Genomic DNA, 22059 nt, shown 5'->3' with positions numbered 1-22059 from the left:
ACGCGGGACCGCAGCGGCTCAGGGCACGTCATTGTCGGCGAAAGCGGCCAGCGCCGCCGCAACCTGGTCGGCATGCGCGAGAAACGGTGCGTGCCCGCCGCCGGCGATCTCGATGAAGCGCGCACCCGGCGCCAGCGCCGCGGCATCGCGCATGCCGGCCGGCGGCACCAGCCGGTCGCGGCGTCCGGCCAGCCACAGGCTCGGCACGCGCAGTGCCGGCAGGCTGCGCCGCAGGTCGCTGTGCCCGAGCAGGTGCAGGCCCTGCTGCAGCGCGGCCGGATCCGGCGCGCCGCGCGCATGCAGCAGCGCGCGCATCGCCGCGAGTTCGTCGCGGCCCTGTTCGCTGCCCAGCGTGTCCAGCGCGATGAAGCGCTCCAGGGTGCCGGCATAGTCCTCGCCCAGATCCTGGCCGAAGCGCGCGAACACCTCCGGCGCGACCGCATGCGCCCACTGCCCGCCTTTCACGAAGCGCGGCGTGCTGGCGATCATCGCCAGGCCGCGCACGGTGGGCAGGGTCGCGGCGGCGCGCAGCGCGAACAGTCCGCCCAGCGACCAGCCCAGCCACAGCGCCGGCGGCGTGCGTGCGCCGATCTCGCTGACCACGCTGGCCAGTGCCAGCGGCGTCGCGCTGCCGCGGCTGTGGCCGTGCCCGGGCAGGTCGACCAGATGCAGGCGGAAGCGGTCGGCCAGACGCTCGAGCAGCGGCGCGAACACGCCGCCGTGCAGCGCCCAGCCGTGGATCAGGACCAGGTCGCGGCCGTGGCCATGGGTCTCGATATGCATGCGCGCATTGTCGCCGATCGCATCGGCGTGCCGCGGCCGGGACGGCTCAGGCGACGGCGCCGCGCACCTGTGGCGGGTGCTCGCGGGCGGCCGCGACCGCCTCCAGCAGCGCCTGCACCTGGGCGGGCGTATGCAGCGCGGTCAGGCTCACCCGCAGCCGCGAGCGCCCCTCCGGCACCATGGGCGGACGCACCGCCGGCACCAGGAATCCGGCACGCTCCAGCGCCTGCGACATCGCCACCGTGGTGATCTCGTCGCCGCACAGGATCGGCTGGATCGGCGTGGACGAGGCGGTCAGGTCCAGGCCCAGCCGGCCGGCGCCGGCGCGGAACAGCGCGACCAGTTCGGCGATGCGGTCGCGCCGCCAGTCGTCGCGACGCGCCAGCCGCAGCGCGGCCAGCGACGCGGCCGCCAGGGCCGGAGGCAGCGCGGTCGTCTGCAGGCTGGCGGTCGCGGTGGCCGCGACATGCTCGACCAGGTCCGCGTCGCCCACCAGCACCGCGCCGTAGCCGCCGAGCGCGGTGCCCAGCGACACCTGCTGCAGCGGCACCTCGGCGACGCCGAGCCCGGCCTCGGCGACGCAGCCGCGTCCCTCCGGACCGAGCACGCCGACGCCGTGGGCATCGTCCACGTACAGCAGCGCCTGCGTGGTGCGCGCGACCAGCGACAACGCGCGCAGCGGCGCCAGATCGCCGTCCATGCCGAACACCGCGTCGGTGGCCAGCATCGCCGCACCGCTGCCGGCCTGGCGCAGCTGGCGCATCGCGCCTTCGGCGTCCAGATGCGGATACCGGCGCAGGCGCGCGCCGGCCAGGCGGGTGGCGTCGACCAGGCCGGCGTGGTTGAGCCGGTCCTGGACGCACACGTCCTCGTCCTCGAGCAGGGCCTGCTGCACCGCCAGGCTGGCCGCGTAGCCGTCGCCGAACAGCCGCGCGCACGGATAGCCCAGCCAGTCGGCCAGTTCCTGCTCGAGCTGCGCATGCAGCGCATGCCGGCCGGTGCAGGCTGCGGGCGCGCTCGCACCGAAGCCTTCGCGCGCGGCCGCATCCTGCAGCGCGGCGCCGACCTCGAACTGCTGGGCCAGGCCCAGATGATCGTCGCCGCCGAATCCGGTCAGCCAGCGGCCGTCGAGCTCCACCCGGACCCCGTCGCGTCGGCTCACGCTGCGCAGGACCTGCCCGCGGCCCAGCGCGGTGCGCAGCCGGCGCCGTGCGGCCAGGCGTGCGTGGATGTCGATGCGGCTCACCGGCGGTTCCTCCCTACGAAGACGGCAGCGGCCCGCGGGCGCCGGACCGCCGGCGCTCCGCATGCGACGACGCTGCCGCCGGCCGTTCCTGCGCCGTTCCCACCCCGGGACCGGCCTTGCTCCGATTATGCCGCGGCCCGCTCCACCTCGCGGACCGCCGCGACGCATGGCGCCGTGGCCTCGGTCCGGCCTGGATGCGGCGATCGCCCAGCCGCGCGGTGTCGGTTTCCTGATGCGCGTGGACGCCGTTTTCCGATGGCCGCCGCTGCACACGCCGGTCACTGTGGGCCATGTCCGGACCGACGCCACCGCCCTCTCCCACGCCCGATCCGCGCTGGCCGCGCCTGCTGGCCGGACTGCGCCGCCTGGTCCGCAGCGACTGGCTGCTGCCGCGGCGCTGTCTGGTCTGCGACGAGGCCGGCGACGCCGGGCGCGACCTGTGCGAGGCATGCCGGCAGGCGCTGCCGGTGCTGCGCAGCGCGTGCCGGCGCTGTGCGCTGCCCCTGCCGCTGCCGGGCGTCTGCGGCCACTGCCAGCGGCATCCGCCGGCGCTGGACGCCGCCCACGCCGCGTTCCTCTACGCGCCGCCGCTGGACCGGCTGCTGCCGCGGCTGAAGTTCCATCGCGACCTGCCGGCCGGGCGGCTGCTGTCCGGGCTGATGATCGAGGCCTTCGCCGGGCTGCCGCGCCCGCAGGCGCTGGTGCCGGTGCCGTTGCACCGGGCGCGGCTGCGGCGGCGCGGCTACGACCAGGCGCTCGAACTGGCGCGGCCGCTGGCCAGGGCGTTCGACGTGCCGCTGCTGCGCAACGGCCTGGTCCGGACCCGGGCCACCAGCGCGCAGTCCGACCTCGATGCCCCGGACCGGCGACGCAACCTGCGCGGCGCGTTCGCGCTCGGCCGCGACCTGGTGCATGCCGCGCCGATCCTGCCCGACCACGTGGTGCTGGTCGACGACGTGATGACCACCGGTTCCACCCTGGAGGCCGCCGCGAGGGTGCTGCGCCTGTCCGGTGTGCACCGGGTCGATGCCTGGGTCTGCGCGCGGGTGCCGTGAATCCCGATGACGGACCGGGTGCAGCGATGTACGCACGACCGGGGTTCGCACGCAGGAGGAAGGCCGGCACCGGAGCCGGCGCCCTGGCGGGTGTCACGTCCTGCACCTTGGACCGTTCGACGTTCCAGAGCGGTACCGCGATCGCGCGCAGACACGGGCGCGGTCGGCTGAAGACGCGACATGCGGTCATGCGCGCCACCGGCACGCGTCGCAGGATGCCGCAGCCGCGCGCTCAGGCGTCGGCGGTGACCACCAGCGGCACGTCGCGGGTCGGGTGCGGGATCACCCGCACCGCCTGCCGGTAGACGCGTTCGATCGTGGCCTGGGTCAGCACTTCGCGCGGGCTGCCATCGGCGGCGACCCGGCCATCGGCCAGCATCACGATGCGATCCGAATAGCCGGCCGCCAGGTTCAGGTCGTGCAGGACCACGATCACGCAGGCGCCGGCGTCGGCCAGGCCGCGCGCGCGGCGCAGCAGGGTTTCCTGGTGACGCAGGTCGAGCGCGGCGGTCGGCTCGTCCAGCAGCAGCACCGGCGTGGCCTGGGCCAGCACGCGCGCGAACACGGTGCGCGCCGCTTCGCCGCCGGACAGGGTCTGCACGTCGCGCTGCGCCAGGTGGGCGACATCGGCCGTGTCCATCGCGGAGGCGACCAGCGCGGCATCGGCGGCCGGATCCGGCGGATGCGGCAGGCGCCCCATCGCCACGACTTCCTCGACGCTGAAGGCGAAGCGCACCGCGTGCTCCTGCAGCATCACCGCGCGCTCGCGGGCCAGCGCGCGCGCGTTCCAGTCCTGCAGCGCGCGGCCACCGAGCGTGACCCGCCCGCTGCCCGGCGCGTGGTCGCCCGACAACAGGCCCAGCAGGGTAGATTTGCCGGCGCCGTTCGGGCCGACCAGCGCGGTCAGCGTGCCGGCGGCGAAGGCCAGGTCGATGCCGTCCAGGATCGCGCGGCCGTCGATGCGCAGCCCGGCCTGCTCCAGCACCAGCAGCGGCGCGCTCATGCGGCGCCTCCGCGCGGCGCCCTGCGCATCACCAGCCACAGGAAGAACGGCGCACCCAGCGCGGCCGAGAACAGGCCCAGCGGAATCTCCGCCGGCGGATCCAGGGTGCGCGCGGCGGTATCGGCGATGACGATCAGCAGCGCGCCGCCCACCGCCGACAGCGGCAGCAGCCAGCGGTGCGCCGGGCCGGCCAGCAGGCGCACGAAGTGCGGCACCACCAGGCCGACGAAGGCGACCGAGCCGGCGAACGCGACCGCCGCACCGACCAGCAGCGCGCTCAGCGCGATCAGGCCGATCCGGGTGCGGCGCACGTCCAGGCCGATGTGCTGGGCCTGGCGCTCGCCCAGCGCCAGCATGTCCAGCGGCGTGGCCAGCCGCTGCAGCGCCAGCGCGCCGACCACGAACACCGGCAGCGCGGCGAGCAGGTCGGCCCAGTCGGCGCGGGCCAGCGAACCCATCTGCCAGAACACCAGCGACTGCAGCTGGGTGTCGTCGGCGATGTAGGTGAAGAAGCCGATCGCCGCCGAACAGCCGGCGCCGACCGCGATGCCGACCAGCAGCAGCTTGGCGGTGCCACGGCTGCTGCCGGCACGGGCCAGCAGGTAGATCAGCGTGGTCGCGCCGGCGCCGCCGAGGAAGGCGGCGAGCGGAATGGTCCAGGCGCCGAGCGTGGTCGCGCCGATCACGATCGCGGCCACCGCGCCCAGCGAGGCGCCCTGGGTGACGCCGACGATGCCCGGGTCGGCCAGCGGATTGCCGAACAGGCCCTGCAGGCTCGCACCGGCCATCGCCAGCGCTGCGCCGACCAGCGCACCGAGCAGCGCGCGCGGGATGCGCAGGTTCCACACCACCGACAGGTCACGCTGGCTCAGCCCGGCCGGATCGACCAGGCCGAGCTGGGCACCGATCACCTGCAGCACCGTGCCCGGCGCGACCTTCAGCGGCCCGGTCGCGAACGAGGCGACGATCGCCAGCAGCAGCAGCGCCAGGCCCACGCACAACAGCAACGGCCCGCTCGGCCGGCGGATCGAGCCCCGGCTCACTGCGCGCCCTGCTCCGCCAGTTCCGCCAGCGCCTCGGCCAGCGCGACCGCGCCGGCGCCGGAGGCCACGCTGGTCGACTTCAGCTGCACGTCGGGCATCACCCAGACCCGGCCGGCGGCACCGGCCGGCGTCTGCTTCAGGGTCGGATAGGCCTGCCACAGGCCGGCTTCGCCGCCGAACAGCTGCAGATCCTGCTCGGTCACCAGGATCACGTCCGGGGCTGCGGCGACCACGCCCTCGTTGCTCAACGCCGAGTAGTTGGCCACGCCGGCCTCGTCGCCGATGTTGATGCCGCCGGCCAGCCGGATGATCGCGGCGGCGGCGTTGTCGCGGCCGGCCACGGTCGGCTGCCCGCCGGCGCCGCTGGCCGAGACCTGGATCACCCGCGGCGTGTGCGGATGCGCGGCGGCGATCTGCGCGGCGCGGTCCATCTGCGCCTGCACCTGCGTGGCCAGCGCCTCGCCCTGCGCGGCCAGGCCGAAGGCGGCGGCGGTCTTGCGCACCTTGTCCGGCGCCGGCTGCAGGTCGTCGATCACCACCGTCGCCAGGCCGGCGTCGCGCAGCTTGGCGGCCAGGCCGCTGGCGGCGTGGCGGCGCAGGCTGTTGCCGACGAACAGCGTCGCATCCAGGCTCAGCACGCCCTCGGCGCCGGTGTTGCGGTTGAACAGGAAATGCTTCGGCGCCCGGCGCCCGGCCTCGGTCGCCGAACGCTCCGGCGCGGCGTAGACCTGGTCGTCCAGGCCCAGCGCTTCCATCACCGCGATCACGTCGTCGCCGCCGGCGATCGTGCGGGTGCTGTCGCTGACGGTGACCTCGACATCGTCGTCCGAGCGCACCGTGGCCGGCAGCTGCTGCCGCGGCACGTCGGTGGCATCGGGAACGTCGCGGCCGACGATGTGGCGCCAGCCGGCGGGCAGCGGCGCGGCATCGGCCGGCGCCGCGGCCGGGGGTGCGGCGTTGCCGTCCGCCGGAGCCGGTGCCGCCGGCGGCTGGCCGCAGCCGAGCAGCAGGGCCGCGCCGAGCAGCAGGGGGGAGGTGCGGACGATCATCTTCATGGCGTGTCGTGGTTCCTCGGTGGAGGCGATGGGCGGTGGCCGGATCGCATCGCGCGATCCGCCGATTGTAAGAGGTCGCAGCGGATGCCTGCCGCCTACGCGAGGCTGTCCAGGCAGGCGCGCATCCGGCGCGGGTCCAGTGCCAGCAGCAGCGCCGCGCCGAGCAGCGCGGCCAGCGCGAAGGCCAGCAGCACCCACGACGGGCCGTGGCCGGTGGCCAGGATCTGCCCGCCCAGGATCGGTGCGATCACCGCGCCCAGCCGGCCGATGCCGAGGGTCAGGCCGATCGCGGCCGCACGCCAGTGCGCGGGAAAGGCATCGGCGACCAGCGCGTTGACCAGGTTCTGCGCGCTGATCGCGCTCATCCCCAGCACCGCGATCACCGCGAACAGGCCCCAGCCCGGCAGCGCGCGCGCGGCGATCGCGACCAGGCAGACCGCGGCGACCAGGCCACAGACGATGGCGACCGGGCGCGTGCCCAGCCGGATCGCCAGCGCGGCGGTCAGCAGCGAGCCGACGATGGCGCCGATGTTGAGGGTGAACATCATCTGCATCGCACCGGCGAACGGGATCTCGAACTCGCGCATCAGCTGGGTCAGCCAGGTGCTGAGTCCGTACCAGGCCAGCAGGTCGGCCAGGGTCGCCAGCGCGCCGATCAGCAGCACCGGGCGGCTGGCCGGGCTGAACAGCCCGCGCAGGCGCCCGGCTGCGGGCGCGGCGGCAGCGGCCATGCCACGCGCGGCGCGCGCCAGCACCGGGCCCAGCAACGCCAGCAGGAGCAGGCCGAGCGCGCCGCCGGCCAGGAACAGCGGCCGCCAGCCGCCCACCGGGATCAGCTGCAGCGAGACCAGCGCGGCCAGCATCCCGCCCACCGGCAGCCCGGCCATCACGATGCTGATCGCCAGCGCGCCATGCCGCGGCTGCACGCTGGCCCGCGCCAGCGACAGCGTGGCCGGCAGCACCACGCCCAGGCCGAGGCCGGCCAGGAAGCGCAGCAGCGCCAGCTGCAGCCCGTCGCCGGCCAGGGCGATGCCGGCGGTGGCGAGCGTGAACAGCAGGAAGCCCGGAATCAGCGCGCGCGCCAGCCCCAGCGCGGCGACGACACGCCCCGCCGCGACACCGCCCAGCAGCATGCCGACGAAGACCGCGCTGCCGATTCGCCCCGCGGCGGCCTTGTCGATGCCCATCGCCGCGTCGTGCAGCAGCGAGGGGATCGCGTTGCCGTAGATCAGCAGGTCGAAGCCCTCGACCAGCATCACCGCCGCGCAGGCGGCGACCACCGGCCAGCGGCTAGCGGCAGTGGACGGCGGGATCGCGGTCGCGCTCACTGCAGGGCGTCGACCAGGGCGTCGGTGCTCAGCGGCACGCCGCAGCAGCCGGCGACCCAGGCCAGCGCCTGCTCGTGCTGCGCGCGCGAGAAATCGGCCAGCGCGTCGGCGGCGAAGAACGGTTCGATGTCGCGCTGGAAGGCCTCGGCCGCGGTGGCCAGGCAGCCGATGTGCGCATAGACGCCGGCGACGATCAGCTGATCGCGGCCGCGCGCGCGCATCAGCGTCTCCAGGTTGCTGCGCTGGAACGCGCTGTAGCGGTGCTTGACCAGCACGTGGTCGCCCGGCTGCGGCGCCAGCGTGTCCACGATGCCCTGCTGCTCGGGCAGCGCGCGCATGCCCGGCCCCCACAGGTCGGCCTGCAGGCCGCGGTCGCGCCGGTCCTGGTGGCCTTCCTGCGCGGTGTAGAACACCGGCACGCCGGCCACGCGCGCCTGTGCCGCCAGCCGCGCGATGTTGACCAGCACCGTGCTGATCGGCTCCACGCCCGGCGTGAACGCATCGACGAAGTAGCGCTGCATGTCGTGGATCAGCAGCGCCGCGCGCGCCGGCTGCAGCGTCCACGGCGCGCGGGCGGCGGGAAGCTCGTGCGCCTGCGGCAGCGGGTAGCCGGCGATCCTGGGCAGGCCGGGGCGGGGACGGTCGGTCACGGTGAGGGCTCCTGGGTCGGGGATGCGGGTTCGCCCAGCCCGAGCGCATCGAGCAGGGCGGCGAACTTGGCCGAGGTCTCCTCGGTTTCCAGCGCCGGATCGGACTCGGCGACGATGCCGGCGCCGGCATACAGGCGCAGGTCGGCGCCATGCCATTGCGCGCAGCGGATCGCCACGTACCAGTCGCCGTCGCCGGCCGCATCGGTCCAGCCGAGCGCGCCGGCATAGAAGCCGCGGTCGTACGGTTCCAGTTCGGCGATCAGCGCGCGCGCGCGCTCCGGCGGCTGGCCGCAGATGGCCGGCGTGGGATGCAGCAGCGCGGCCAGCGCGGCCGCGTCGACGTCGGCATCGCGCAGCTCGCCCTCGATCCGCGTGCCCAGGTGCCACATGCTGGCGGTCGAATGCAGCGACGGGCGCGGTGGCGCCTGCAGCTGCGTGCACAGCGGCGCGAGCGCGTCGAGGATGGCCTCGACCACCATCCGGTGCTCGTCGTGGTCCTTGCGCGAGACCAGCAGCGCCTCGGCCGCATCGCGGTCGCGGACCGGGTCGCGGTGGCGCCGCGCCGACCCCGCCAGCGGATGCGAATGCACCCTGCGGCCGCGCCGCGACACCAGCAGCTCCGGCGTGGCCCCGACCAGCGCATCGGGGACGTCGCCGGTGCCCGGCAGCACCGCCAGGTAGGTGGTCACGCTGCTGTCGGCGGCCAGCCGGCGCGCCAGCTGCCACGGGTCGGCCGCCGCATCGGCGACCACGCGCAGGCTGCGCGAGAGCACCACCTTGCGCAGCGCATCGGCGCGGCCGTGCTCGGCACGCATGAGCGCGGTGCTGCGCGCCACCGCCGCGTGGTAGGCGTCCGCCGCCGGCTCCGGCACCAGCGCGGTCCGCGCGATGGCCGGCGCGGCCCCGGACGGGACCCGCAGCGGCAGGCCGGCGGCTGCCTGCACGTGGCGCACCCGGTCGGGCTGATAGAGGCAGTCGGGGTGCTCGCGCGCGAATGGCAGCGCCCCCACCAGCAGGGCCGGGCCAGTGGGCGCAGCGGCGAAGAAGGCGCGCACGCGCGCCGCCAGCGTGTCCGCGGTCCCGCGCGGCAGCGCCTGCCGGCAGCCTTCGGCGACCAGCGCGGTCCCGGCGTCCTGCAGCACGAACGCCGCCTGGCGCGCCGCGGCGGATGCGACCGTCCGGGCCGGTGCCTCCGGCGCTGCACCCGCGACGCGGCCGTCGCCTTCGCGCGCCGCGGTGTCCGTCTGCGGGCCGGATGGTCCGGTCATCTGTTCACTGTTCGACATCGTGTTCTCGTTTTCCATCGCGCTGCCGCACCGGTGCGGTGCGGGTCAGCCCCGCAGCGTCGCGCCGCCGTCCACGTACAGGTCGGCCATCGCGATGTGGCCGGCCTGCTCGGACAGCAGGAACAGCACCGCGTGCGCCACGTCCTCCGGACTCGCCAGCTTGCGCAGCGGGATGCCGGCCTTGTACTGCTCGGGGAAGCCGGCGATCACGCGCGCGGCGCCGTCCGCATCGGCCCACATCCCGGTCTGCATCGGGGTCAGGGTCGACCCCGGCGCGACGATGTTGCAGCGGATGCCCAGCGGCGCCAGCTCCAGTCCCAGGCAGCGGGTGAACATGACGGCGGCGGCCTTGGATGCGGCGTAGGCCGCCATCGCCTGGCGCGGCACGCCGGCGGCGTTGGAGGCCACCGTGACCAGCGCGCCGCGGCCGCACGGCGTCCAGCGCCGGGCCAGCGCGCGCGACACATGGAACACGCCATCGGTGTTGACCGCGAACACCTGCCGCCAGGTGGCGTCGTCGGTGTCGACCACGCGGTCGCCGGACAGCACGCCCGCCACGTTGACGCCCAGGTCGATCGGGCCCCAGCCCTGCTCCACCGCGGCCACCAGCGCCTCGACCGCTTCGGCGTCGCGTACGTCCAGCACATGGGTGCGCAGGCGCGTTCCGGCCGCCAGCGACGCGTCCAGCGCCTCCAGCCGCGCCCGGTCGAGATCGGTGGCGCAGACCTGTGCGCCGGCCTCCAGCAGCAGGCGCACGACGGCGGCGCCGATGCCGCCGCTGGCGCCGGTGACGAAGGCGATGCGGTCCTGGAAGCCGGTCAGTCTCATGGCGTCGATTCCTCGTTGGTGACGGTGCCGGCCGCATCCCACGCGGCCAGACGCGCATCCAGCAGCGGCGCGATCAGCGCGCTGGCCTCGGGTCCGGTCATGTGCGCGTGCAGGAACGGCACTTCGAGCAGGTCGAGCGTGCAGGCATGCGGCGCCCACAGCGCGCCGTGCAGGTCGCGGCCGGCGTGGTCGAGCCCGGCGCGGATGTGGGTCAGCGTGCCCGGCCAGCGCGTGTGGTGATGCTGGCGGATCAGCCGGTTGGTGTCGGTGACCACGCGGATCACGCCTTCCAGCGCAGCCTGCGGCAGGTTGCCCAGCGCGCTGTCGCCGCGGCGCAGGAAGTCGACGATGGCGTCGCGGCTGTCCAGCTCGGGATGCGCGTCCGGGTCGTAGCCGGCGATCGCCAGCAGCGCGCGCAGCGCCATCACCGGGGTCGGTTCGGGTTCGTCGCGCCAGCATTCGCTGGGATAGGCGTCGAGCAGCGCGACCAGGCCGACCGCATGTCCGTCGGCCTCCAGCCGCGCGGCCACCGCCTGGGCGATGATGCCGCCGACCGACCAGCCGGCCAGGTGGTACGGCCCTTGCGGACTGGTCGCGACGATCCGCGCCGCGTAGTCGGCGGCCAGCGCGTCGATGCCGGCCGGGATCGGCTGCTGCAGGTCCAGCGCCGGCGCCTGCAGCGCATGCACCGTGCGCCGCGGCGACAGCGCGCGCGCCAGATGCCGGTAGCCCCAGCCGATGCCGCCGGCCGGATGGATCACGAACAGCGGCGCCAGCGTGTTTCCGCCGTCGAGCAGACGCAGCGAGGGCGCCAGGCCGCTGTCGAAGCCGGTGTCGCCGGCATCGAGCACCGCGGCCAGGCCGGACACGCTCGGCGTGGAGAACAGCGCGCCCAGGCCCGGGTCGCGCTGCCACTGCTGCTGGATCCGCAGCAGCAGCTGCACCGCCAGCAGCGAGTCGCCGCCGAGGGCGAAGAAGTCGGCGTCGGCGTCGGGCACCTCGGCCAGGCCCAGCACCTCGGCGAACAGCGCGGCCAGCGCGTGTTCGGTCGCGGTCTGCAGCGCGCGTCCGCCGCTGCCGGCACTGCCGTAGTCGGGCGCCGGCAATGCCTTGCGGTCGAGCTTGCCGTTGGCGTTCACCGGCCAGTCGTCGAGCGCGACGAAGGCGGCCGGCACCATGTAGTCGGGTACCTGCGCGGCCACGTGGGTGCGCAGCGCATGCAGGTCGTAGCCGGCGCCCGGACGCACGTAGGCGACGATGCGGCGGTCGCCGGGGCGATCCTCGCGCACCACCACGCCGGCGCGTTCGACCAGGCCGGAACCGGCGAGCGCGGCCTCGATCTCGCCCAGTTCGATGCGCAGGCCGCGCAGCTTGACCTGGTCGTCGCTGCGGCCGAGGAACACCACCGCGCCATCCTCGCGCCAGCGCGCCAGATCGCCGGTGCGGTAGATGCGCTCGCCGGGCAGGAAGGGATCGGCGAGGAAGCGCTCCGCGGTCAGGTCGGGCCGGCCCAGATAGCCGCGCGCCAGCTGCACGCCGCCCAGATACAGGTCGCCGGCCACGCCCGGCGGCAGCGGCCGCAGCTGCGCGTCGAGCACGTACAGGCGCGTGTTCCAGACCGGGAATCCGATCGGCACCGGACGCGAACGGTCCTGTGCCGATGCCGGCCAGTACGAGACATCGACCGCGGCCTCGGTCGGGCCGTAGAGATTGTGCAGCTCGCCGTGCAGGGTGGCGTGGAAGCGCTCGCGCAGGTCGGCCGGCAGTTCCTCGCCGCTGCAGAACACACGCTTGATCGCCAGTCCGCGCACCGCCGGGTCGGCCAGGAACGCGGCCAGCATCGACGGCACGAAGTGCGCGGTGGTCACCCCGCGTTCGCGGAACAGCCGCGCCAGCGCGACCGGGTCGCGGTGCGCGTCGGGCGCGGCGATCACCAGCGTCGCACCGGCCAGCAGCGGCAGGAAGAATTCCCAGACCGACACGTCGAAGGTTGCCGGCGTCTTCTGCACGATGCGGTCGCCGGCATCGACGCCGTAGTGCACGCGCATCCATTCGAGCCGGTTGACGATCGCCCGGTGCTCGACCAGCACGCCCTTGGGCTCGCCGGTGGAGCCGGAGGTGTAGATCACATAGGCGGCATCGCCGGGCTGCGCGCGCTCGATGTCGGCAGCCGCATCGGCCGCGTCGTTCCAGGCATCGGTCGCCAGCACCGGCGCATGTGCGGACAACGCCGCGGCGTCGCCCGGCAACGCCAGTGCCAGCACCGGCGACGCGGCCTGCAGCACCTTGGACAGGCGCTCGGGTGGATGCGACAGGTCCAGCGGCAGATAGGCCGCACCGGCACGCAGCACCGCGACCAGCGCCACCACCAGCTCCAGCGAGCGCGGCAGCGCCACCGCGACCAGCCGGTCGCGACCGGCGCCTGCGGCACGCAGCTGCGCGGCCAGCGCCGCGCTGCGCCGGTCCAGAGCGGCGTAATCCAGCGTCCGTCCGTCGAACTCCAGCGCAACCGCCGCCGGCGTGCGCGCCATCGTCGCCTCGATCAGGTCGACCAGGGTCGCGTCCGGCAGCGCATGCGCAGTGGCGTTGACGTCGAACAGATAGCGCTGCGCCTCGGCCGGGCTGGCCAGCGGCACCTCGTCCAGGCTTGCGGCATCGAAGGCCGCAGCGAGGAACGCGGCAAGACGCTCGGCATGCGCCTGCGCGGCGGCGGCCGAATACAGATGCGGATTGGCCTCGATCTCCAGATCCAGCAGTTGCTGGCCATCGCCGCGGAAACCCAGGGTCAGGTCGTCGACCGGGCCGGTGCGCAGCACCTCGAGCCGGGCCGTTGCACCGTGCAGCGTGGTCGGGCGATAGAACGGCTGCACGTTGACCAGCGGCCCGTGCAGGCGGCGCTGGCCGCCGAGCAGGCCAAGATCGCGGCGCAGCTGCTCGCTGCGGTAACGGCCGCGCCGGCGCGACTGCACCAGTTCACGGGCGATGCCGCGCAGCACGTCCTCCAGCGGCGTCTGCGCCGGCACCGACACGCGCAGCGGCAGCACGTTCATCACCATCGCCGGTACCCGCGCCGAGGCGCTGCCCAGCCGGCCCATGAAGGGCACGCCGATCGTGGCTTCGGCCGCGCCGGTCATGCGCTGCACGTAGGCGGCGGTCAGTGCGGTCAGCACATCCGGCCACGGCAGGCCGACGCGCGCGGACAGATCCATCAGCCGCTGCCGCCAGGCCGCATCCAGCGGCACGATCAGGTGATGGCAGGACTGCGCGCTCTGCGCCCGCCCCTGCGCCAGGCTGGCGACCTCGGGCATGCCGTGCAGTCGTTCGCGCCACCACGCGGCATCGGTGTTGCGCTTGTCGGAGCCGCGGTAGGCGGCGTCCTCGTCCAGCACGCCCTGCCAGGGCGCCAGCGCCGGGCCGGCCTCGCCACCACGCAGGCGCACGGCATACAGCTCGGCGACGCGGTCGGACAGCAGGGCCATGCCGTAGCCGTCGATCGCCAGGTGGTGCACGCGCAGATACCAGACGTGGCGCTGCGCGCCGAGCACGAACAGGCGCTGCGCCGACAGCGGATCGCGGGTCGGATCCCGCGGCGTGTCCAGATCGCGGCGGAGCGCCTTGCGGGCCTCGGCGTCCGGATCGACCGCGGCGCTCAGGTCGACCACCTGCAGCAACGCACGCGCGGACGGCTCGACCCATTGCTGCGGGCCGCCGGCGTCCTCGCGCATGCGCAGCGCCAGCGCGTCGCTCTCGGCCGCGGCCTGGTCGACCGCGGCGGTGAACGCGGCCACATCCAGCGGGCCGTCGATCCACAGCGCATGCGCGGTGTTGAACACCGGATTGCCCGGGTCCAGCCGCTGCGCGTACCACAGGCCGGACTGGGCCTCGGTCAGCGGGTACGCGCGCGCATCCGGACGTGGCGACGCCGCGGCGTTCATCGTGCGGCCGCGGCCTGTGCCTGCAGCCGCTGGATCACCTGCCACCAGCCGGCCAGCGTGGTGTGCTCGGCCAGCGCGGAGAAATCCAGCGCGATGCCGGTCTGGCTCCACTTCAGCACCAGGCCGAGCATGCGCATCGAATCCAGGCCCAGGTCGATCAGGTTCTCGTCCAGGCCGATCTCCAGATCGGGCTCGTCGAGCACGGCGGCCACGTCGGCGCGCAGGGTGTCCAGGGTCAGCGGGGCGATGTCGTTCATGGGTCGTGGTCTCGATCTGGTGCGGTCTGCGGAGCGGTGGGCAGGCTCATGCCTTGCTGGCGAGGAAGTCGGCGCGCAGCCGTGCGCGCAGTTCGCGGCGGCTGATCTTGCCGACCGCGGTGGTCTGGAACGCCTCGACGAAGACGATCTGGTCGGGCACCTTGAACGCGGCCAGCCCGCGCCCGCGCACCCAGGCCTTCAGCTCGGCGGCGCGCGGTTTCTCGCCACGCGGAATCACGAAGGCGCAGCTGCGCTCGCCGAGGAAGTCGTCGGGAATCGACACCACCGCCGCATCGAACACCTGCGGGTGGGCCAGCAGCTGGTCCTCGATCTCCTCGGCCGAGATCTTCTCGCCGGCGCGGTTGATGTGGTCGCCGGCGCGGCCCTGCACCACCAGATGGCCGTCCGGCGTGCGCAGCACGATGTCGCCGGTGCGGTAGTAGCCGTCGGCGGTGAACGAGCGCGCATTGGCCGCGTCGTCGTTGTGGTAGCCGCGGATCGTGTACGGGCCGCGGGTCAGCAGATGGCCGGGCTCGCCGTCGGCGACCGGCACACCGGCATCGTCGACGATCAGCACTTCGTCGTCCGGGCTGATCGGCCGGCCCTGGGTGCCGATGACCAGATCTTCGGGATCGTCCAGCCGGGTGTAGTTGACCAGGCCTTCGGCCATGCCGAACACCTGCTGCAGCGTGCAGCCCAGCCCGTCGCGCACGCGCCGTGCGGCTTCCGGGATCAGCTTGGCGCCGCCGACCTGGATCACGCGCAGGCTCGACAGGTCGTGCTGGCTGGTGGCGGCCGCCTGCGCCCACAGCAGCGCCAGCGGCGGCACCAGACCGACGCAGGTCGCGCGCTCGCGCTCGATCAGCGGGAACGCCGCTTCCGGCCCCGGCGACGGGCTCAGCACGATCGTCGCGCCCGCATACAGCGCACCGAACACGCCCGGCGAACTGGCCGGGAAGTTGTGCGCCACCGGCAGCGCGACCAGGTAGACGCTGTCGCTATCGATGCCGCAGATCCCGTTGCTGGCGCGGAAGCTGTAGATATAGTCGTCGTGGGTGCGCGGAATCAGCTTCGACAGGCCGGTGCTGCCGCCGGACAGCTGCAGGAAGGCGACCGAGGACGGATCCGGATCCTGCTGCGGCAGCAGCGCCGGATCTTCATCGAACGCCTCCAGCGCATGGAACTCCTGCGCGTCGCCGGCGATCACCACATGCCGGACACCCGGTACCTGCGCCTGCAGCTCGCGCGCCAGCGTGCGGTAGTCGAAGTGCTCGTAGCGCTCGCAGGCGACGTAGGCGCTGGCCTCGGCCTTGCGCGCGAAATGCGCCAGCTCGGTGATCCGGTGCGCGGGCAGCGCATAGACCGGGATCAGGCCGGCGCGGAACAGGCCCAGCACCGCCTCGAAGAACGCCGGCACATTGCCCAGCTGCACGATGACGCGGTCGCCCGGCTGCAGGCCCAGCGCGAGGAAGCCGGCCGCGGCGCGTTCGGCACGCTGCCACAGCTCGGCGTAGCTCCAGCGCACGTCGCCGCCGACGATGGCGGTGCGCCCGGCATGCTGCGCCGCGCGTTCCCGCAGGAAGCCGGGGAAGGTCTCGCCGCGCCAGTAGCCGGCGGCGCGGTAACGGGCGGCCAGGTCGTCCGGCCAGGTCTGTCGCAACGGAATCATCGGATCTCCTTGGTACCGGCGCAGGCGGACGCCAGGTGAGGTGCGATCGCGTTCGACGGGCCACGCATCGCCTGCGTGCAGGAACGGCCCCAGCCGCGACCGCGATGCATGCACCCCTTGCCATCGCCAACGGACGCTCCACGGCCGCCCTTGAGCGGGCTCCTGCAGGGAACGGTCAGGCGGTGATCGACAACAGTGACGGCAAGGCGCAGGCAGAACCCATACCTCGGGCCACGCATCGCCCGCCCGCAGGAGCGGCCCCAGCCGCGACCGCCATGCATGCCCTCATTGCCATCGCCAACGGACGCTCCACGGTCGCCCTCCAGCGGGCTCCTGCAGGGAACGATCAGGCGGTGGTCGACAACAGTGACGGCAAGGCGCAGGCAGAACCCACACCTCGGGCCACGCATTGTCCGCCCGTAGGAGCGGCCCCAGCCGCGACCGCCATGCATGCGCCCCTTGCCATCGCCAACGGACGCTCCACGGCCGCCCTCCAGCGGGCTCCTGCGGAGCGTGCCCGGGTGGTGTACCGCACCGGCAGGGATGCAGCACCTGCGTGGTCTCGACAGGGGGCAGGTCGTGGCGGAGCGACTCATGCGGCGCTCCTCCGGCTGGTCAGCGCAACCAGTGCCAGCAGCACCAGCACGCCGGCGGCCAGCAGGTAGGGCGCGATCGGCGCGAGGCGGTACAGCCCGGTGCCGAGCAGCGGCCCGACCACCATGCCCAGGCCCTGCATCGAGGCCACCGTGCCGGCGGCGGCGCCCTGCTCGTGCGCCTGCACCGCGTTGGCCGCGGCCGCCTGGAACGCGGGCATCACCATGCCCATGCCGAAGGCGGCGAGCACGTGCGAGGCGATCAGGGTCGGCTGGCCATCGACCAGCACGACCGCGCCGAAGCCGGCCGCGGCCAGCGCCGCGCCGATCGCGATCCAGCGCTGCGGCGGGACCTGGCGCAGGCGGATCACCAGCGCCTGGGCAAGGACCAGGCCGACACCGACACCGGTCAGCGCGCGGCCGGCCGCAGCGGCGGCGGCGGCCGGTTCCAGGCCGAGCCGGTCGAGCGCGAAGAAGCCGATGTTGACCTGGGCCACCGCGATCGCGCTCATCGCGGCCAGCGCGGTGAGCACCGGCAGGCGCAGGCGTGGATCGAACAGCAGCGCCGGCGGCCTGCCCGGACGCGGCTGCGGGCGCGGGCCGGCATCGAGGGTCTTCCACAGCACCAGCAGCGCCAGCAACGGCAGCGCCGCGGCGGCATACAGCGGCCAGTGCAGGCCGAAGCCGGCCAGCCAGCCGACGGCGGCCGGGCCGGCGACCATGCCGATCGCGTTGGCCGCGCCCAGGCGCGCCATCGCGCCGGCGCGTTCCTGCGGCGGCATGCGGTCGGCGACCAGCGCCGCGGCGGTCGGCGGCACCGCGGCGTAGAACGCGCCGATCAGGCCGCGCGCGACGACCAGCGCGGTGACCGACAGCAGCACGGCCGGCGGCTCGCGCAACGCGACATCGACGAACAGCGCCAGCAGCACGTAGACCACGCCGCTGGCCGCCAGGCCGAACAGCAGGACCGGCTTGCGGCCATGCCGGTCGCTGACCACGCCCCAGGTCCGGGCCAGCAGCATCCACAGCATGCCGGCCACGGCGATCGCCAGGCCGGCATGCCACTCGGCCAGGCCGAGCCGGCGCACGATCGGCCCGATCACCGCGACGAAGCCCATCATCGCCATCGTGCCGGCCAGCGCGGCGAAGGCCAGCGGGCGCAGCGCGGCGTTGGCCGCGGCGATGTCCGGCGCCGGCGCGCTCACGCGACGGCTCCCGCGCAGGGCGGCAGCGACGTGACGGGCGAGACCAGGAGGACGGCGGGCAACGGCGGCATGACGATCGGAGACACGGATTCGGGGGTGCGAGGCGTATCGGCGGCGGACGCGGCGGACAGGCCAGGCACCTGCGGGTGAGCAGGCCCCCGCACCGGTTTTGCCGGTGGCGGGGGCCGACGGCGTCCGGCGCGCACGCCGGACGCCTGCGCCTGGATCAGCGCTTCTTCGCGGCGATGCGGGTGATCCGGTCGCCCTTGGCGTCATCGGCACCGCGCGACTTGTTGACCGCGAACACCACGCCGGTCGGGCCCTTGCTGACGTGGTTCGGGAAGGTGCCGCCGTCCAGGTTGGCGACGATCCTGCCGGCCGCGTCGACCGCGGTCACCGTGCCCGCGCCGCGGCTGGTGACGTAGGCCAGACGGCTGCCCGGGTCGTAGGACACGTTCAGCGCGCCGGCGCCGACGTAGACATCGTGCTCGACCTTGCCGGTCTCGGGATCGACGACCAGCAGGTTGTCGCTGCCCTGCGAGACCACCAGCAGGCGCCTGGCGTCCGGGTTCCAGGCCACGCCGATCGCGCTGCGCGCGTTGCCGAGCCGGATCACCTTCTCCACCGTGTTGCTGGCGGTGTCGATGACCGCCGCCTCCGGCGTGGTCAGGCTGGCGGTGTACAGCTTGCCGGTCGCCGGGTCCAGGTCCAGGCTGGTGGTGGTGAAGCGTTCGCCACGCACGCCGGACTGGATCTCGATGTTGTCCAGCTGGGTCAGCGTGCGGGTGTCGAACACGGCCAGATGGGTCTCGAACGCGGCGCTCACGTAGGCGCGGCCGCGGGCTTCGTCGATCAGCACGTCACGGGCGTGCGGGACCGCACCGACCGGGAACTGCTTGACCAGCGACAGGTCGGACTGGCGGTAGACGGCCACGGTGTCCTGGCGGGTGTTGGTCACCCAGACGTTGCCGTTGGCATCGTCCACGCCGACGCCGTAGACGGCGTAGACGCCGCCCTCGCGCGGCGGCTGGCCGGCACGCGCGGCGGGGGCCGGGGCTTCGCCCGGGGTGACGCGGGCGACCACGCGCAGGGTCTTCGGGTCCAGCTTCATCAGCTCGGACTGCTTGACCGGCGGGCGGCCGACGGCGCTGGTCACGAACGCGGCGTTGCTCTTGGCGCTGTAGGCCACCTGGTACAGGCCCTGGCTCAGCTTCTGGCTGCTGATGTCGAACAGGTTCTGGCCCGACAGCGGCACCTGCTTGGACACCTTCAGCTCGAACACCGAGGCCGCATCCGGGCCGGCGGTGCGGACCACGATCGGCTGCACGCCGGCGACCGCGTCGGCCGGGATCGCCAGCTGGCCGCTGAACTTGCCTTCGGCATCGGCCACGTACGGCTGGGCGTTGAGCACGGTCTCGCCGCGCAGCAGGGTGACCTGCTGGCCCGGCTTGAAGCCGTTGCCCTCGATGCCGGTCTGGGTGCCGGGCAGGACGACCTGGGTGGTGGCGCGGACGCTGCCCTGGAAATCGGTGTCGGGCTGGCCGAAGACCTGCGCACCGGCGACGCCGGCGGCAAGCAGCAGGGACAGGCCGAGGAGGGTCGGGCGCAGGCGGAAGGACGTGGAACGCTTCATTGCGAACTCCTTGGAGCGTGGGTGGTGACGGGGCGACACCCCGAACGGGATCCGTGGGTGACGGAGGTTCCGCTGTACGGAACGCCCGCTGCCTGGGGAAGGAAGAAGAGGCGGACGCTCATGTCCGCTCCGGCGCGATCACGGCGGTGCCGGCCTCGGGCACCAGCCGCAGCGGCATCGCGCTGGTCAACGCACCGGCGGGCGGCGCGTTGACCGCGATGCCGTCGCTGCGCAGCGGATGCACGAACCCGGCCCACTGCAGCGCCTGCAGGACCTGGTTGAGCAGGCCCGGCGCGTCGGCGAACGGCGCCAGCGCGCGCAGCGCGGCGAACGACTGCGGGCCTGCGGCCAGCGCACGCAGCACCGGGTCGAACCAGGCGCGCGGCCCGTCGACCGGTCCGATCCGGGTCTGGAACCGCAGGTCGCCCTCGGCCGCGGCCGGTGCGCCGGGCAGCGCGGCGAACACCAGCGCATCGAGCGCGGCCAGATGCGCGCTGGCGTCCAGGGCGCGCGTGCCGCGCTGGAACAGGTCGCGCCGCTGGCTCTGGTTGCGGGCCAGGTCGCGCACCGTCTCGGCCAGCGGGCCGCGCGGCATCGCGCGCAGCAGCGGCTGCAGCGCGGCCGGCACCGACAGCGTGTCGATGTTCTCCAGCGGCGTGGCGCTGCCCAGGTGGTCGCAGCCGGCGGCGGCCAGGCGCCGCAGCAGGTCGGCCGAATGCTGCGGCTCCCAGGCCGCGCCGAGGAACTCGTGGGCCAGGTAGGCCGGGGTCTCGCGCTGCATCGCGGCCAGCTGGGTGCGCGCGCCGGCATGCTCGGCGAAGTAGCCGGCGCCGCCATCGGCCAGCTCCCGCAGCAGGCCCAGCGCCGCGGACGCGCGCTGGCCCGAGTCGCCCTCGGCGTACTGCGCGGCCTCGCGCATCAGCTTGTGCGCGGCCTGCAGCGGGGACGCGCCGGGATGGCTCATGTAGCCGATCTGCAGCACCCCGCCCACGGCCAGCCGCCGGCGTACGAACGCCAGGATCGCCTCGCGCACGTCCTCGCCGACCCAGGACCAGAGCCCGTGCAGCACGATGAAGTCGAACGGCGCGCCGTCGTCGCAGGCCGCCGCCCAGTCGCGCAGATCGGCGGCGACGAATTCGATGTTGCGCAGGCCGGCCGACGCCGCGGCCGCACGCGCATGCGCGATCTGGGCCGGGTCGATGTCGACCGCGGTGAAGTGCCCGCGCGGGTTGCAGGCCGCGGCGACGCGGGCGCTGAGCCCGCCGCCGCAGCCCAGCTCGCACCAGCGGTAGGGTCGGTCCAGGTCGGGCGGCGCGTGGCCCAGGGCCAGCACCGTCGACCGCATCCAGCCCGGCATCAGCTCGCGCTGGAAGTGCTCCGGATAGGCGACATCGCCGACATAGTCGACGTGCGCATCCCGGATGCCTGCCGCCTTCATTCGGTGCCGCCGCTGGCGCCGCCCGGACGCGGGGTGCCGCTGCGGTCGGCCACGCCGGTCACCCGGTGCAGCGCGTCCATCAGCGAGGCGCGGAACATCGGGCCGTGGGTCAGGCCGTCGAACTCGCGGTAATGCACGTCCACGCCCGGCACCGCGCGCAGCCGCCCGGCCAGGCCTTCGACCGCGTCAGGCGGCGCGGCGGAGACCCGGCGCAGGTGCTCGAGCACGCGCGGGTTGCTCATGTCGCGGTTGCTGGTGTCGCGGGCGCGTTCGCCGCCGCCGAGCGACAGCAGCACCTGCACCGGGCGGCCGGCGTTGTGCGTGGCGAAGCGCCGCTCCGGGCCGCGCAGCATCGCGCCGTTGCCCCACCACAGCGACGGGCTGCCGGCGGCGAAGGTCTGGAACAGGCCGGTGCGCGTGTACAGCGCATGCAGCACGAACAGGCCGCCCAGCGAATGCCCCCACAGCGTGCGCCGGTCCGGATCGAGGGCGACGCGGCGCGCCAGTTCCGGCTGGATCTGGCGCTCGATCGCCTCGAGGAACGCATCGGCGCCGCCGCCGACCTGCTCGGCCGCACCCTGCGCGCCCTCGCGGGTATCGCTGACGAACGGGTAGTCGCGGGTCCGTGCCGGCGAGTCGATGCGCAGGTCGTTGTCGTAGCCGACGAACACCAGCACCTGCGGGTCGGGACGCGCGGCCAGCTCGCCGAGCAGGCGCTCGTCGAACTCGATCAGCGCGCCGTTGCCGTCCAGCATCCAGAACGAGGCGAACCCGCGCTCGGGCTGCGCCGCGGCGCGCGGCACGGCGACGTCGACGCGCCAGGTGCGGCTGCCGTCGGCGCTGGAGACGGTGAAGCGCTCGAAACGGTAATGCTGCGACGGCTGGTCGGCCACGGTCTGGCCGACCCGCTGCAGCGGGTTGCGCTGCTGCGCCGATGCCGGCAGCGCCGTCATCAGGCTGCCGAGGAGGACCAGTCCGGCCGCGATAGCGGGCATCGCGGCACGGCGGCGCATGGTTGGCTGGGTCTTGGCTGGCATGCGTTGGCGGGTTGG

The 22059-nt window shown here is 74.2% G+C and carries 17 protein-coding genes; 1 reads left to right on the top strand and 16 read right to left on the bottom strand.

Annotation, left to right across the window (positions count from 1 at the left end):
- Positions 1-18 precede the first annotated feature (18 nt).
- Both bioH and IB242_RS19195 read right to left on the bottom strand, forming a co-directional pair.
- On the bottom strand, positions 19-783 hold the full coding sequence (gene bioH, locus IB242_RS19200; protein ID WP_192283338.1) for a pimeloyl-ACP methyl ester esterase BioH: 765 nt from the start codon (positions 781-783) through the stop codon (positions 19-21).
- A 46-nt stretch (positions 784-829) separates the two neighbouring features.
- Positions 830-2029: an aminotransferase class I/II-fold pyridoxal phosphate-dependent enzyme gene (locus IB242_RS19195; protein WP_343237178.1), complete on the bottom strand. Its 1200-nt coding sequence runs from the start codon at positions 2027-2029 to the stop codon at positions 830-832.
- A 290-nt stretch (positions 2030-2319) separates the two neighbouring features.
- Here IB242_RS19195 and IB242_RS19190 point away from each other — a divergent pair, with 290 nt between their 5' ends.
- The gene (locus tag IB242_RS19190) at positions 2320-3084 is read left to right on the top strand and encodes a ComF family protein (RefSeq protein WP_192283334.1); all 765 of its coding nucleotides are present in this window, start codon (positions 2320-2322) and stop codon (positions 3082-3084) included.
- Positions 3085-3316: 232 nt separating this feature from the next.
- Here IB242_RS19190 and IB242_RS19185 read toward each other — a convergent pair whose 3' ends face one another.
- The 14 genes from IB242_RS19185 to IB242_RS19120 form a co-directional block, all read right to left on the bottom strand.
- Complete coding sequence (locus IB242_RS19185) at positions 3317-4087, bottom strand: heme ABC transporter ATP-binding protein (RefSeq protein ID WP_192283332.1); 771 nt, start codon at positions 4085-4087, stop codon at positions 3317-3319.
- A complete protein-coding gene (locus tag IB242_RS19180) occupies positions 4084-5091 on the bottom strand; it encodes an iron ABC transporter permease (RefSeq protein ID WP_192283434.1) in 1008 nt (335 codons plus the stop codon). Before IB242_RS19180 ends, IB242_RS19185 begins: the two co-directional genes overlap by 4 nt.
- A 35-nt stretch (positions 5092-5126) precedes the next feature.
- Positions 5127-6185 carry an ABC transporter substrate-binding protein gene (locus IB242_RS19175; protein ID WP_192283330.1) on the bottom strand — a complete coding sequence of 353 codons (1059 nt, stop codon included), beginning with the start codon at positions 6183-6185 and terminating at the stop codon, positions 5127-5129.
- Positions 6186-6280: 95 nt separating this feature from the next.
- A complete protein-coding gene (locus tag IB242_RS19170; protein ID WP_192283328.1) occupies positions 6281-7513 on the bottom strand; it encodes an MFS transporter in 1233 nt (410 codons plus the stop codon).
- A complete protein-coding gene (locus tag IB242_RS19165) occupies positions 7510-8163 on the bottom strand; it encodes an isochorismatase family protein (RefSeq protein ID WP_192283326.1) in 654 nt (217 codons plus the stop codon). The genes IB242_RS19170 and IB242_RS19165 overlap by 4 nt, the downstream gene beginning before the upstream one ends.
- Entirely contained in the window at positions 8160-9449 is a 1290-nt protein-coding gene (locus IB242_RS19160) for an isochorismate synthase (RefSeq protein ID WP_225540869.1), read from the bottom strand. The genes IB242_RS19165 and IB242_RS19160 overlap by 4 nt, the downstream gene beginning before the upstream one ends.
- A gap of 45 nt (positions 9450-9494) precedes the next feature.
- Positions 9495-10277: a 2,3-dihydro-2,3-dihydroxybenzoate dehydrogenase gene (locus tag IB242_RS19155; protein WP_192283324.1), complete on the bottom strand. Its 783-nt coding sequence runs from the start codon at positions 10275-10277 to the stop codon at positions 9495-9497.
- Positions 10274-14212 carry a non-ribosomal peptide synthetase gene (locus IB242_RS19150; RefSeq protein ID WP_192283322.1) on the bottom strand — a complete coding sequence of 1313 codons (3939 nt, stop codon included), beginning with the start codon at positions 14210-14212 and terminating at the stop codon, positions 10274-10276. Before IB242_RS19150 ends, IB242_RS19155 begins: the two co-directional genes overlap by 4 nt.
- Positions 14209-14469 (bottom strand): phosphopantetheine-binding protein, encoded by a 261-nt coding sequence (locus tag IB242_RS19145; RefSeq protein WP_192283320.1) that lies wholly within the window; start codon positions 14467-14469, stop codon positions 14209-14211. The genes IB242_RS19150 and IB242_RS19145 overlap by 4 nt, the downstream gene beginning before the upstream one ends.
- A 46-nt stretch (positions 14470-14515) precedes the next feature.
- On the bottom strand, positions 14516-16138 hold the full coding sequence (locus IB242_RS19140) for an AMP-binding protein (protein ID WP_192283318.1): 1623 nt from the start codon (positions 16136-16138) through the stop codon (positions 14516-14518).
- A 592-nt stretch (positions 16139-16730) separates the two neighbouring features.
- Positions 16731-17936, bottom strand: a complete 1206-nt coding sequence (locus IB242_RS19135; RefSeq protein WP_343237177.1) for an MFS transporter — start codon at positions 17934-17936, stop codon at positions 16731-16733.
- 226 nt (positions 17937-18162) lie between these two features.
- Positions 18163-19569 (bottom strand): DUF4394 domain-containing protein, encoded by a 1407-nt coding sequence (locus IB242_RS19130; RefSeq protein WP_192283314.1) that lies wholly within the window; start codon positions 19567-19569, stop codon positions 18163-18165.
- Between the two features lie 118 nt (positions 19570-19687).
- Positions 19688-21007, bottom strand: coding sequence for a class I SAM-dependent methyltransferase (locus tag IB242_RS19125; RefSeq protein ID WP_192283312.1), 1320 nt, complete (start codon positions 21005-21007; stop codon positions 19688-19690).
- Positions 21004-22020, bottom strand: a complete 1017-nt coding sequence (locus tag IB242_RS19120) for an alpha/beta hydrolase-fold protein (RefSeq protein WP_192283310.1) — start codon at positions 22018-22020, stop codon at positions 21004-21006. The genes IB242_RS19125 and IB242_RS19120 overlap by 4 nt, the downstream gene beginning before the upstream one ends.
- Positions 22021-22059 lie beyond the last annotated feature (39 nt).

It is taken from the genome of Xanthomonas sp. XNM01, from assembly GCF_014851915.1.
Taxonomy (GTDB): Bacteria; Pseudomonadota; Gammaproteobacteria; order Xanthomonadales; family Xanthomonadaceae; genus Pseudoxanthomonas.
This window is presented reverse-complemented; position numbering and strand designations above follow the sequence as displayed.